Here is a 13,333-nt window from a genome sequence, read left to right as displayed (position 1 = left end):
GCAATTTTTATAATGAGATGTTTACACCCAGCATGATCGTTTTCATCTGCGGGTAATAAGAAGTGGTAGGCTGACCATCCTGAACGGAGAAAGGAGATTCCGGATCGATGTTAAACTTATTCAGTCCGGAAATGGTAAACAGGTTACTACCACCCACATAAAACCTGACATTCTGTAAATTGATTCTTTGCAGCAATGCTTTAGGTAAGGTATATCCGATAGCGAAGGTTTTTAATCTTGCATAGTCTGCTTTCCGGTAGTTGCGACCAGACAACAGGCCATTGGTTCCTGTTCCGCCCAGGCGGGGAATGAGTGCACTGCCATCATTCGTTTCTTCAGTCCAACGGTTGTCGAAGAAAGTTTTTGTAAAGGAACCTAATGTTACCAGTTTGTAATATCCAAATGCACCTTGCACCAATGCAGACAGGTCAAAATTCTTGTAGGTGAGGTTGATATTCAAACCACCCATCCATTGCGGCACCTGTCCTTTACCGATCTCTATCTGATCTTTCCAGTCCAGCACACCATCCTTGTTATTATCCACATAACGTACATCTCCCATTTTCAATACCGGGTTGCCGGGATAGGTGAATCCCAGTTTATCTATCTGGTCCTGGCTGGTAAACAACCCATCAGATATATATCCCATGGTACGGTCTACCCATTGACCGGATAACTGGTACAATCTTTTTGAGTCAGGATCAGTGTAAGTAATTTCTTCCACGTGTCCCCACTTAGCTCTCTGCCAGGAAATATTAGCGCTCACATCCCATTTCCAGTCTCTGCTGGCTCCCATGGTACCTACCTTCAATTCAAAGCCCCTATTGTTCTGGCTGTTCAGGTTTTCCAAAGGCAGTTCCGCACCAAAGCTGGAGGGCAGGCTTACTGTCTTCTTTGCAGGCATACCATCTCTTTTACGGTAAAACACTTCTGCTTCCCCGTATAATGCCCGGTTAAAAAAGGAATAGTCCAATCCAATATTATAGATGGTGATTCTTTCCCATGACAAAGTAGGATTGGCCATACCCAGTGGCGCAATACCCATCACTGGTGTGCCACCCCACAATGCAGGCATTAAAGTAGCACCATAACCTGCCAGGTATTGGAAATTACCGATACCATCATTTCCGGAAGCACCGTAGCTGGCACGCAGCTTCAACTCATCCAGGTTATTGTATTTTTTCATGAAGTTTTCTTCATTCAAGCGCCAGCCGAGCGATACACTAGGGAAATATCCCCATCTGGAATCAGCCGGGAATTTAGCAGAAGCATCTGCACGAAGGATAGCGCCCAACAGGTACTTTCCTTTGTATCCATAGTTTAAACGGCCTACATAACTGGTACGGCTCATTTCACTGGCAGAGCCATTATTGCTCACGGTACTCAGGCTACCTGCAAACATCTGATCCAGTGTGGGGAAAGTGAAGTTGGCCCTTCCCGCAGAAATAAAATCGGTCTTCAAGGTATACACTTCATACAGGGCCATGGCATTTATCTGGTGGTCCTCGTTGATCGTGCGGTTGTAATTCACAGAAAACTGTCCGGTTAAGGTAGTGGACACAGATTTCTGTTGTGTCAGTTGTGTATTGGAATTATACTGAGAAGCTAATGTGTATTCTTTTGTATCAATGTTATAAGTGTACAGGTCTACTGGTCTAGCGTAGGATTTTTGGTTATCGTTTATCTGTATATAGTTGCCAAAAGCTTTTAAGGAAAGTCCTTTTACCTCTTTAACATCATAGGTGAGAGAAGCGGTTTGGTTAAGCGTCTGGAAATGCTCATCGGAGTATCCGCCCAGGTCTCTGTTTGACTGCACCAATGCACCACCTGTAGCAGAACCGCTATAAGGGATTTTAGATGGATCAGGCAGGCTGGCAGGGTACATGGGTTTATTATTGTACAGGTCGGCAAACAGGTAACCACCGCCATTCTGAGGTCTGTTGGTGGAATTGATCCGGTCTACGATACTGGACATGGTAATGCTCATCGTCAGGTTATCCAGGATATTTGCGTCCACATTTGACTGGAAGTTGTAGCGTTTATAGTCGCCGCCGTTGCTTTTCCAGAAAGAGCCCTGATTGAGTGTACCCAGAAAAGCGTAGTATCTGATCTTTTCACTACCACCGCGGATAGATGCATTATAATTCTGCATAGGTGCCCAATCGCGTACAATCAGGCTTTGCCAGTTAGTGTTATAGTATCCGGGTTCTGTAGCTGCATAATATTTAGCGATCTGCTCTTTCGTATAAGGCACGCCGTTGGCAGGTTGTCCGGATTGCAGATATTCTTCTGATACCAGGGTAGTATACTGGCCGGAAGAAAGCATTTTCTGGAAATAGGTAGGACGTTGTAACGTGGTGGTCGCATTTACTGTGATCACCGGTTTGCCTACCTTCCCTCTTTTGGTGGTGATCAGTACCACCCCGTTACCAGCCCTGGAGCCATAAATGGAAGCAGAGCCATCTTTAAGGATGGTTACATCTTCAATCTGGCTGGCATCAATATTCTGGAAGTTGGCTTCTACCCCATCCACGATGATCAGGGCATTACCGAAACCACGGATGTTCAGGCTGGAAGCATCCGCACCTGGCTGTCCGCTGGCCTGCATCGCAATCAAACCGGGCAGCTTACCTACCAGGGCATTGGTTACAGAAGAAACAGGCACTTTGGCCAGGTCGTCTGATTTGATGGTAGAGAGCGCACCGGTCACGTCTTTCTTTCTAACGGTACCATATCCCACTACAACGATATCATTCAGTCCGGACACCGCTTCTTCCATCACCACATTAATGGTTTGCTGGCTACCTATCCGGATGGTTTGTGTTTTATAGCCAATAAAAGAAATAATCAGTTCGGCATCCTGCCCTCCGGTCACGGTCAGTTTAAACGCCCCCTCTCCATCGGTAGAGGTACTTACCTGTGTTCCTTTCACCACAACCGTTGCACCGGGCAGGGGTTTACCTGCCGCATCCGTTACCTTACCGGTAATGGTGGCAGCCACTTCCGCCAGTGCCACGTTTCCTGAAAGTGAAGGCGGTATTGTGTATTTCTTTTTCCGGATCCTGATGATACCGTTTCCCATAGTATATTCCAGGGGATATCCTTTCAGGCATTCATCCAGCACTTGTTCCAGGCGTGCTTTTCTGACGTCCATACTTACAGGAGAAGCGCTTTTCAGATCACTGTCATTATACAGGATGGAAATATTGGCCTGTTTGGAAATCTTTTTAAAGACACTCTTCAGTGGTTCGTTTTTTACGGAGAGGGTGATCTCCTGGGATAAGCCGGTAGCACTTACATGCATACAGGCGATAAGCATGAAAACTGAAATCATTCTCATAATCCGCAGTATTTTTCTTCGGTTCTCTGATACATCCGCAAATGTGCTCGCGCTTAGTTTGGCCGATAAGCGTTCTGCCCGGCACAGAACTTTGCTGGTAAAGTCAAATTGCATACTTTTATAAGGTTTGGTGATTCTTAAATAATCGATGGATTGATTAAACAGGAACTTGCCAGACTATAGCCAGGGGTGTTGGACGCACTCCTGGTTTTTTTATTGGCATCCTGCAACAGGTGTATACGATTGTATATGCTTATATTTTGGTTGCTTTGGTCATGTGCGTCATTTACGCCTGCCCCTCCTCCTACAGGGGCGCTGTTCGTGGAATTATCCGGTGTATTATTAATTGCTTTGAAAGATTATCTGGGTAACACGATCACCTGCTTCCCTTCTACCTTGAATTGCACTTCATTTCCTGCCAGTGCCTGTAACACATCCTGCAGGCGCAGATTACGGCTGATGCGCCCGCTTAAAGCCTCTGAGCGGACATTAGCTTTATACACGATTTCCACATCATACCACCTGGCAAGTTGTCTTAAGATGGTAGACAGGTCTGTACCATCCAGCTCAAAAAAGTCGGTCCTCCAGGCAGAAACCATATCAATATCCGCCTGCTGTACAGACAGCTGATCTGTTTTATTATCCAGGATTGCCTGCTGTCCGGGCTTCAGCCGTTGTTGCTGCCCGCCTTTTACAATATTAACCGCTCCCTCCAGCAAAGTAGTATTGACACTGCTTTCATCACTATAAGCCATGACATCAAAGTGGGTACCTAGCACCTGTACTTCTACCCCATTAGCTTTTACTTTAAATGGTTGATTGGCATGTTGTGCTATTTCAAAGTATCCTTGTCCTTCCAGTTCCACTACCCTTTCCTTTCCAACAAATGCGGTGGGATAGCGCAATCTGGAAGCAGCATTGAGCCACACCGTTGTACCATCCGGCAGGGCCAGCTTATACTGTGTACCACGTGGTACGGTGAGTGTATTATAACTAAGGGTAGTTTCATTTCCTTCCAATGTATATTGGAGTTGTCCGTTATGCTGATGTACCGCAACATTCCCCTGGCGGATCACCTGGTTGCCTGCACTATCCAATGTGATAGTAGCCCCGTCTGCCAGCGTCAATGTAGCTTTGTTATTGGGCTGGGTATTGGGTTGACGCACCACAACAGGTGCTTCATGCGTTGTTTTCCTCATCAGGAAATAAGCGCCGGTACCTAAGATCAAAACCACCGCCGCAGCCGCCCGCAGCCATCCGCTACGAAGAAAACGTATCCGGGGCGCAGTAGTAGTACCATCCTCATGCACTGCATCCACACTGATGATCTTTTCAAAAGCAGCATCCTCCATAGCATCGCTGATATACCGGGGCTGTTCCGCTTCCCGGGCTATCAGTTCGGCCATCAGTCTTTCTATCAGTTCACTATCTTCATGGACCTTCAATTCTTCCAGCTCCTGGAGTTCCTTCGCGGTAAGCGTTCCTTCCAGTTCTCGTTCTAACAAATAAGATATTCTTTGTTGGTCCATATAGTATTTTATTGTTGCCGCTGCAGGCAATCAGGGTTTGTATTTATTATATGATCCCGCAACTTCAAAAACGTCACAGGCAAAACAAATATTTCTGTAAAAAAAGAGAAGCAAGTAATGATTATAGAGAAGATATCATGCCTCCGGGGAAAAGAGATTCACGGATCTCCTTATTGGCAGCAGATAAATGGTTCTTTACGGTACCCACCGGCATAGATAATACCCTGGCTATTTCCGCAGGTTTTCTACCTTCTTCCCGGTTCATGCGGTAAATGGTTTTTCTTTGTGGGGACATGCGCTGTAACACACTCCCTATTGCTCTTTTTATTTCTTCGAGTTGCAGAAAATCAAATGGCGTACTCACATTATTATCCCGCAATTCAATCCCCTTTTCCAACTTCTTCTGTTCGTTCTTTTTTTTCCGGAAATGCTGCAGGCAAATTTTGGCAGTAATGGTATAAATCCAGGCCTGTATATTATCAATAGCGGGGATTTTATCTCTGGAAAGCCAGATACGCATGAAACTGGTTTGCAGGATATCTTCTGTATCTGCTTCTGACTGGGTGGTTTTCCAAACATATGCACGAAGTTTCGGAGCGTACTTCTTGTAAAAAGTATAAAACGCCCTCTCATCTCCTTCTGCCACAAGCATCAATAGTTCCTTTTCAGAAAAAGGAACACTATCCATGCCTGAAGAAAGCATTTCAACATGATTGGTTACAGGCAACAGCAAGCAGGCATCTGGCATCTCAAAACATTAGCTATTAATATAATCTTATCCAGTATCTGTTCAGCGTTGATTCCATTGTGCAGTGGTCTTTCCTCCAAATTATTCCGGAATTATTCCGCCTGCGTGCATGCACCGGACACCTTTTATGCATCCGTTTACATGCTTACGTGGAACCGCTACTCATTATATGATCCCGCATCGCTCAAAACGTCACGGTTAAAATGAACTTTTTCTTATAAAATTGTTAAGATAAGGAAATTATGGGCAAAATGCGGGATTTACGGGAACAGGTTAAAGCAACTATTCCAGGTACCGTAAATTATACAGGGCGCTTCCCCTCCAGAAAAAACCGCTTATACCGGAGCGGATTCATTTGATAATGATGCAGGAACTGCCGGTTGAAATTCGAAATATTATTATAGCCGCAGGCGTAGCAGACCTCAGTAACGGACAGCTCACTTTCTACCAATAGTTTAGCCGCCTTCTGCAAACGTAACTCCTGGACAAACCCTGAGAAGGTTTTCCTGGTACGCAATGAAAAAAAACGGGAAAAGGCGTTTTCATTCATCTCTGCCACTTTCGCGGCTTCCGACAAGCGGATATCATTTTCAAAGTTGGTCACTATCCAGTCTAATACATTACACAGCCGGCCGGATTCTTTTTCATTATAACCAATATGGGGAGATTTCGTAATGGGCACCAGCGTTTTTGACTCGGCCATATCCAGTAATATCTCTACCAGGCAGATCCAACGTCTTAAGCCCGACAGTCCCACGATATCATGCAGTTTTTTACTGACTTTCCGGTTAGTGGTATCCAGGACGTCCAGGCCGCATAAAGACCGTTCAAATAGTTTATTCAGCCGGGCCGCTTCCGGTAACTGCAGAAAATCTTGTCCCAGGGAGGCTTCAGAAAAATGGATGACAATAGAACGGGCCCTCAGGGTAGCTCCTTCTTCCAGGTATTTATCATCATTCCTGTAATAGTGTGGAATATTAGGCCCTAAAAATGCCAGATTACCGGGCTGAAAATCGGCTATATTATCTCCTACAAAACGTTTCCCGGTGCTCTCTGTTACCAGTACAATTTCATATTCCGGGTGATAGTGCCAGGGCGTTGGATAGTAGTTGTAATCAAAGTCCCTGACCACAAAAGAATGGTCCTGTTCTTTAGGTAAATGTTCCAACGCCGGCTTCATCCTCTAAATGATTCTATCATGTTCTTAAGTTAGCATATATCCCTCATATTTTGCTATTAAAGTATAGGATTCATCGGTTAAAATGGTGGTTTTACTTTACTCCGACAGTTAGCTTTGTCATACCACATCACAGACTGCCAACATCAACTCATTAAACATATAAATACATCAATAAAAGTTTTCAATTATGATTCGATGCGGACTCGTTACCGGGGCTATTATTATTTATAGTATGCTTGCGTTGGCGCAACCTAAAAAACAAGCGGCCACTCATACTTATCCCAACGCTATTGCACCTGTGGGAGTAATTAAAGGGCTCAGCGATGAAGCGTTGCTGGAAACGGTACAAAAACAAACCTTCCGGTACTTCTGGCATGGTGCACATCCGGTAAGCGGGCTGGCATTGGAGCGGAGTAATACCGTACTGGCAGAACACTACTGGGATTACATCAATGAAGCGTGGGGCGAGCCTAATTTCAGCAAAACAAAATTTGGTCCGGATGCCGGTGCTATCGGTGGAACAGGTTTTGGTATCATGGGTACTATTGTGGCTGTAGAAAGAGGTTGGATAGGCAGGGATACTGCGGTAAAAAGGCTGATCCAGATCGCAGACTTTCTGATTAATGCCGATTGTTATCATGGCATTTATCCACACTTCATGGATGGCCGTACCGGCAAAACCATCCGGTTTGACCGGCTGGATGATGCCGCTGATATTGTGGAAACATCTTACCTCCTTATGGGCTTTCTTTGTGCACGGGAATATTTCACGAATGATACTCCCCGTGAAAAATACCTGCGTAAACGGGTAGACCAGATGTGGGGAGCCGCCAACTGGAACTGGTTCACCAACAATCAAGACACCCTCTTCTGGCACTGGAGTCCCAACAATGGTTTTGATATGAACTTCCCGGTTTGGGGGTGGAATGAATGTCTGATCACCTATATTATGGCAGCGGCATCTCCCCGCCACGGCATCTCAAAAGAAGTATACAATGGCTCCTGGGCAGGCAGCAAGGGATTCAGGAATGGCAACACCTATTATGGCTACAAATTACCACTTGGAAATTTTGACAAAGGTGGCCCTTTGTTCTTTGAACAATATACTTTCCAGGGCATAGACCCCAATGGCTTAAAAGATTCCCTTGGGATTGACTATATGGAACAGGCACGTAATCATACACTCATCAACCGGGCTTACTGCATAGAGAATCCCAAAAAATATAAAGGATATAGTGAACAATGCTGGGGACTTACTGCCGGCGACAGCCATAAAGGTTATGCCGCCCATTGCCCGGATACCGACCTTGGCGTAATTCAACCTACTGCAGCCATTTCTTCTATGCCATATACCCCTAAGGAAAGTATGCAGGCATTGCGTTATTTTTATGAAGAAATGGGAGATAAATTATGGAGTAAATATGGTTTTATTGATGGGTTCAGCCTTCATTATAACTGGTATGCGCCATCTCATCTCGCTATTGACCAAGGACCTATTATAGTAATGCTAGAGAATTATCGCACCGGATTACTCTGGAAACTTTTCATGAAAATCCCGGACATTCAGCAGGGAATGAAAAAGCTAGGTTTTCAAAGTCCATGGATAAAATAAAAGTATCATAAACACTACTTATTATGGCAAACTTTCAGTTAACCGCCAGTCAGATAGCTGACTACCACAGAGACGGGTACATCATTGTAAAGGGTTACCTAAACGTTGCGGAAGTGCAAAAGCTGCAGGAAATTGCTTTTGCAGATGGGATAATGCGGCAGCATGCGTTTGACCTGAATGATCAGTCCGGAAAAAAAACAAAGCTTACCTTGTGGTATACACCAGGGAATGATGCCTATGGCTTACTGACCAAGAGTAACCGGATGGTAGCATCAGCCCATGAATTGATGGAAGGTACCAGTGCTGTTTGTCATTTTCATAGTAAACTCATGCAGAAAGAGCCTAAGGTGGGCGGCGCCTGGGAATGGCATCAGGATTATGGTTACTGGTATAAAAATGAGTTTTTATTTCCAGATCAGATGCTGTCTGTCATGGTGGCCATTACCGATGCCAATAAAGAAAACGGATGTCTGCAGGTAATCAGGGGCACTCATAAAATGGGTCGTATAGAACATGGATTTGCCGGGGAGCAGGTAGGTGCTGCTATGCATTATGTATCACTGGCGCTGAAAACGATGCCATTGATATATGTAGAACTAAAAGCCGGAGATGCCTTGTTCTTTCATCCCAACCTCCTGCATCGTTCGGAAGCCAATGAGTCTGACCTGGCCCGCTGGTCATTGATCGCTGTATACAACAGGGCAGATAATGTGCCGTATAATGAGCCATCCCAATCAAGTACCATCCCTATAAAAATGGTACCGGATGAAGCCTTACTGGAATGGGAGGCAGAAAGTTTATCTGACAATGCCAGCTTCCTTGATAAAGAAAAAGATGAAGCATTGAAATAGATACTTAGTTTCATGGGTCAGCTCACTAAACCAACTATTCGTTGAATAATTTTCAGCAATATCATGATGACCAACTGGTTCAACTGATCAGAGATGATGATAATATAGCTGCTTTTGAAGTATTATACAACCGCTATTGGGAAAAACTGCTAATCCAGGCAAAATGGAAGACCGGCTCTGAAGAGGATGCAGAAGAAATTGTACAACAGGTATTCATGAATATCTGGAAAACAAGAAAGAATCTTCACCTGACGCACTCCTTCTACACCTATATTGCTTCCTGTGTAAAATATGAGATCATGGCTACTATTGCCAGGAAGCAAAAACAAAAAACAGCACATCACAATTTCTATACCGCCACCGGGCAGGAAGCGGATAATAATACAGCTGAATGGATAGATTATGAGTCTACACGGCGACAATTGGAAGACACTATACAGCAGCTGCCAGAAAAGTGCCGGTTGGTATTTCGCCTTAGCCGGGAAAACGGATTTACAGAAAAACAGATTGCTGAAAAACTAAGCATTTCAAAGAAAACGGTGGAAGCACATATGACGCGGGCACTGAAAGCACTACGCCTCATTCTTCATCAGCGCATTCCATTTTTTTAAAGCCCACCTTCCGTTTCTACTATAAAGTTGCAGTATAAAAAATTATCCGGGTCCACCCCTTTTATACCTGCCAGTTTTTCGGAAGCCAGCTGCATAGGAATGGTACCAATAACAGGACATAACAAATGAGGTAATGGAGGCATCTCTATTTTATGGCCTTTCAGTTCCAAAGGTAAATTACTGCCGACAGCTATTACATTCACCTGTTTTTCTACCAGGTCATTCACCAGTTTACAATCATAATTGCGGGCAGTTTCATTTCCTATCCAGATAGCTATATGAATACCATTATTAATAATTTCCTGTGGTCCATGCCGGAAAGCCCCCGTGGTCAGCGCCGTAGCCGGCTGTTTGGCCGCTTCCTCCCACAATAGCCTGCTTTCATGTGCACAGGCCACCTCAGCCCCCCGTGCCATAAAATAGGTAGCCTTGCTGCTGTTTAACCAGCCGGCAGATGCGATCACTGACTGCCATACCGGTATACTGCTGTTAATTGTCTGTATTGTATTCGCAAACACATCCACTGAAGCTGTTCCGGTATCCAATGGTTTGATCAATTGTGCCAGCAGTACCCCCGTCAGGATAATGGAGGAATAGGTACTTACAGAAATGCTGTTATCAAATCTTACATTGGTGAACAAACATACAGTAGAATACCTGGCCAGTTCACTAGATGGCGCATTGGTAATACTGACAATAACAGCATTTGCAGCCTTGCACTTCGGTATTGCATTTACAATTTCTATGCTCTTGCCACTGCGGGATAAAAAGATGACCACCGCCCTGGGAGGAATCCTGGTAAAGTAAAGAAAATCTGCTGCATCACATAAAACGGCTTGTACACCTGCTTCATTGAAAGCTACCTGAACCGCCATCCCTGCACACCAACTTGCACCGATAGCCACAATAAAAACATTTTCAGCCGGCCTGATTAAGTCTGCCGCTTGTTTCATGAACCTGCTCCCCTCATGCAAACTATAATCCATGGAATGCAGCAGTTGATCCGGTTGATCCAGAATATCTTTCAGGAATCGCGTCATAACTTCAGGTCTGTTTTATTTACAATTTGTTTGGCTATCCCACCTAATCCGGTTAAACTGGAGACTGCACACCGGAATGCATTTTCAATACAGCTGCTTTCTGCTGCACCTGACAACCAGGAGAAGATAAAACCCGCATCAAAATTATCACCTGCACCGGTAGTGTCAACAATATGAAGCGCTGCAGTAAGCGAAGCAGGGAGTGGATAATAATTTTCATTCCCCTGCTTAAAAACCATGGCCCCCTGTTCACCCATTTTGATCACTACCAGCGGGCATACTTCTGCCAAAAACAGGCCAGCCTCCGTAATATTCTTTTTTCCACTGATTGCCATCGCTTCTGCTTCATTGGGCAGGAAAATATCTATCATTGGCAAAAGGGCATATACATTCTCCCATTTCCCTGAAGGATCCCAGTTGGTATCCAGTGAAATACTTACCCCCTGCGCTTTGAGCGTTTGTACCCATACCGGCCAGGTATGGATTAACTCCCGGAGTAAGAAATACCCTCCAATATGCCAGTGTTTTGCCTTATGTGACAGTGCTGCCGAGAAAATGGCAGGAATGCTTTGGTCCATTACACCAAGGCAGGTAAGCATGGCACGGTCTCCCTTACAAAACAGGTTTAATCCCATCGCTGTTTTTTCCCCATCATAAACAGAGATCAAACTGGTTTCCACACCTGCACCTTTCAATCTATCGATTATAATCTGTCCGGGAATATCCTTACCTACATTTCCAAGTAAAGCAATAGTGCCACCCAGTTTGGCAAACTGGCATGCAAAAATGCCAACAGATCCGCCCAGATCAATTATATAATCATCCACCAACAGCTCCACCTGGTTGAACTGAGGTGCATCAGGCCCGCTGATGATAATATCAAAACACAGATCGGCCATTGCCAATATATCAAATCTGAATGTTGGGGAAGACACAGGCATATTACCATTCATTGTAAACACATTTAACTACGGGTTTGTAAAACTTTCCGGGATACTTCAGCTAACAAATCTTCTAACAGGGATATACAGCTCTCACATCCGGTACCTGCATTTGTCATCTTTTTTACTTCATCCAGGCGGGTGAGATTATTTTCCAGGATATCTGCTACAATCGTTCCTTTGCAAACGCCCTCACACAAACAGATGATGGTATTATCCGGGAAGTCTGTAATTTTCTCTTCATTTGTTTCAGTTTTTGGAGCAATCAATTCAGCAGGTAGTCCGGTAATCTTAATCCTGTTTCTCAGCATATGAAAAAGCGTTGCATAACACCCGGCCTCTCCCACCAATATCCCCCCCAGCACATATTGCTGATCCGGAGAAATATTTATTCTTTTGTAAACGCCCGTTTCCTCATGCCGATATACAAGCGGGATGTGAGGATGTTTTCCCAATGCATCCCCAAAGGAAACAACTTTTACTTCCAGCACTTTGAGTTTTGTCAGCAATACATTTGCACTAAAAACTTTATAGATCTTTGCCAGCCGTGCAGCTACAACCTCTGCCATCTCATAACATGGTGCTGCCAGCCCCCATATCCTATCAGCAGCAAGGGCACATTCCCCTATAGCGAAGATGTTTTCATCTGATGTAAGATTGTAATTATTTACCACAATACCACCGTTAGTTCCGATTTGCAAGCCGCAACGCACTCCCAGTTCATCACGTGGACGTATCCCTGCAGAAATAATTACTACATCAGCCGTTAAACAGGTGCCATCTGCACAGGTAATACCCTTTACTTCTTCCGTTCCCAATATTTTTGTCACCTGCTTACTGCAATATACTGACAATCCCAATTGTTCCACCTGTTGCTGCAAGATGGCAGCCCCTTCTACATCCAGCTGCCTTGGCATCAGGTGTGGAGCTATTTCTATGACTGTAGTCTGCAGTCCGGCATACAACAATGCCCTTGCCGCTTCCAGCCCCAGGATACCGCCACCAATGACGATCGCCTTATGTTCTGGTTGAATATACGACTGAATAGCAGTAATATCATCTATGGTCCTATATACAAATACACCAGGTAGCTCCCTGTTCTCTAATGAGGGAATAAAAGGGGCTGATCCTGTAGCCAGAATAAGTTTATCATATTGCTCCACTGCCCCGTTGCTGGTTTTAATCAATCTTTGCTTCCGGTCTATCTCTACTACCTGCTGTCCTGTTTTAAGGGTGATCTTATTTTGTGTATACCAGGAAACAGGTGCGAGGACCAACTTTTCTATTACACTGTCTTCAAAATGCCGGGTCAGGTTGATCCTGTCATACGCAGGATAATGCTCTTCCCCGTATACTACCAGGTCAAACTGTTTTTCCAATCTGTACTTTACAAACTTCTCACAGAATTTAAACCCGGCAGGGCCATTCCCTATTACTACCAACTTACTTTTTTTTACCGGGGCGACCGCTGTTCTTTTCAT

At 44.7% G+C, this 13,333-nt stretch carries 10 protein-coding genes; 3 read left to right on the top strand and 7 right to left on the bottom strand.

Going from position 1 to position 13,333, the window contains the following annotated elements:
- Positions 1-7 precede the first annotated feature (7 nt).
- The 4 genes from ABR189_RS03610 to ABR189_RS03595 all read right to left on the bottom strand — a co-directional run bounded on the left by ABR189_RS03610 (position 8) and on the right by ABR189_RS03595 (position 6,797).
- The gene (locus tag ABR189_RS03610) at positions 8-3,340 is read right to left on the bottom strand and encodes a TonB-dependent receptor (RefSeq protein WP_354659075.1); all 3,333 of its coding nucleotides are present in this window, start codon (positions 3,338-3,340) and stop codon (positions 8-10) included.
- Positions 3,341-3,699: 359 nt separating this feature from the next.
- A complete protein-coding gene (locus ABR189_RS03605) occupies positions 3,700-4,869 on the bottom strand; it encodes a FecR family protein (protein ID WP_354659074.1) in 1,170 nt (389 codons plus the stop codon).
- A gap of 121 nt (positions 4,870-4,990) precedes the next feature.
- Positions 4,991-5,617 carry an RNA polymerase sigma factor gene (locus tag ABR189_RS03600; protein ID WP_354659073.1) on the bottom strand — a complete coding sequence of 209 codons (627 nt, stop codon included), beginning with the start codon at positions 5,615-5,617 and terminating at the stop codon, positions 4,991-4,993.
- A gap of 301 nt (positions 5,618-5,918) precedes the next feature.
- Positions 5,919-6,797 (bottom strand): AraC family transcriptional regulator, encoded by an 879-nt coding sequence (locus ABR189_RS03595; protein WP_354659072.1) that lies wholly within the window; start codon positions 6,795-6,797, stop codon positions 5,919-5,921.
- Positions 6,798-6,984: 187 nt separating this feature from the next.
- On the opposite strand from ABR189_RS03595, the gene ABR189_RS03590 reads away from it, so the two are divergent.
- From ABR189_RS03590 to ABR189_RS03580, 3 genes are read left to right on the top strand one after another with little or no spacing between them, the layout of a single operon-like run.
- On the top strand, positions 6,985-8,409 hold the full coding sequence (locus ABR189_RS03590) for a glucoamylase family protein (protein ID WP_354659071.1): 1,425 nt from the start codon (positions 6,985-6,987) through the stop codon (positions 8,407-8,409).
- 23 nt (positions 8,410-8,432) lie between these two features.
- Positions 8,433-9,260, top strand: a complete 828-nt coding sequence (locus ABR189_RS03585; protein WP_354659070.1) for a phytanoyl-CoA dioxygenase family protein — start codon at positions 8,433-8,435, stop codon at positions 9,258-9,260.
- A 41-nt stretch (positions 9,261-9,301) separates the two neighbouring features.
- Positions 9,302-9,871, top strand: a complete 570-nt coding sequence (locus ABR189_RS03580) for an RNA polymerase sigma-70 factor (RefSeq protein WP_354659069.1) — start codon at positions 9,302-9,304, stop codon at positions 9,869-9,871.
- On the opposite strand, the gene ABR189_RS03575 is transcribed toward ABR189_RS03580, so the two are convergent.
- Genes ABR189_RS03575 through ABR189_RS03565 form a run of 3 tightly spaced genes read right to left on the bottom strand, consistent with a single transcriptional unit; the run spans position 9,868 to position 13,333 of the window.
- Positions 9,868-10,911, bottom strand: coding sequence for an SIS domain-containing protein (locus tag ABR189_RS03575; protein ID WP_354659068.1), 1,044 nt, complete (start codon positions 10,909-10,911; stop codon positions 9,868-9,870). The genes ABR189_RS03580 and ABR189_RS03575 overlap by 4 nt on opposite strands.
- Positions 10,908-11,864: a carbohydrate kinase family protein gene (locus ABR189_RS03570; protein ID WP_354659067.1), complete on the bottom strand. Its 957-nt coding sequence runs from the start codon at positions 11,862-11,864 to the stop codon at positions 10,908-10,910. The genes ABR189_RS03575 and ABR189_RS03570 overlap by 4 nt, the downstream gene beginning before the upstream one ends.
- A gap of 11 nt (positions 11,865-11,875) precedes the next feature.
- A complete protein-coding gene (locus ABR189_RS03565) occupies positions 11,876-13,333 on the bottom strand; it encodes an FAD-dependent oxidoreductase (protein WP_354659066.1) in 1,458 nt (485 codons plus the stop codon).

It is taken from the genome of Chitinophaga sp. H8 (assembly GCF_040567655.1).
In the GTDB taxonomy this organism is placed as follows: Bacteria; Bacteroidota; Bacteroidia; order Chitinophagales; family Chitinophagaceae; genus Chitinophaga; species Chitinophaga defluvii.
This window is presented reverse-complemented; position numbering and strand designations above follow the sequence as displayed.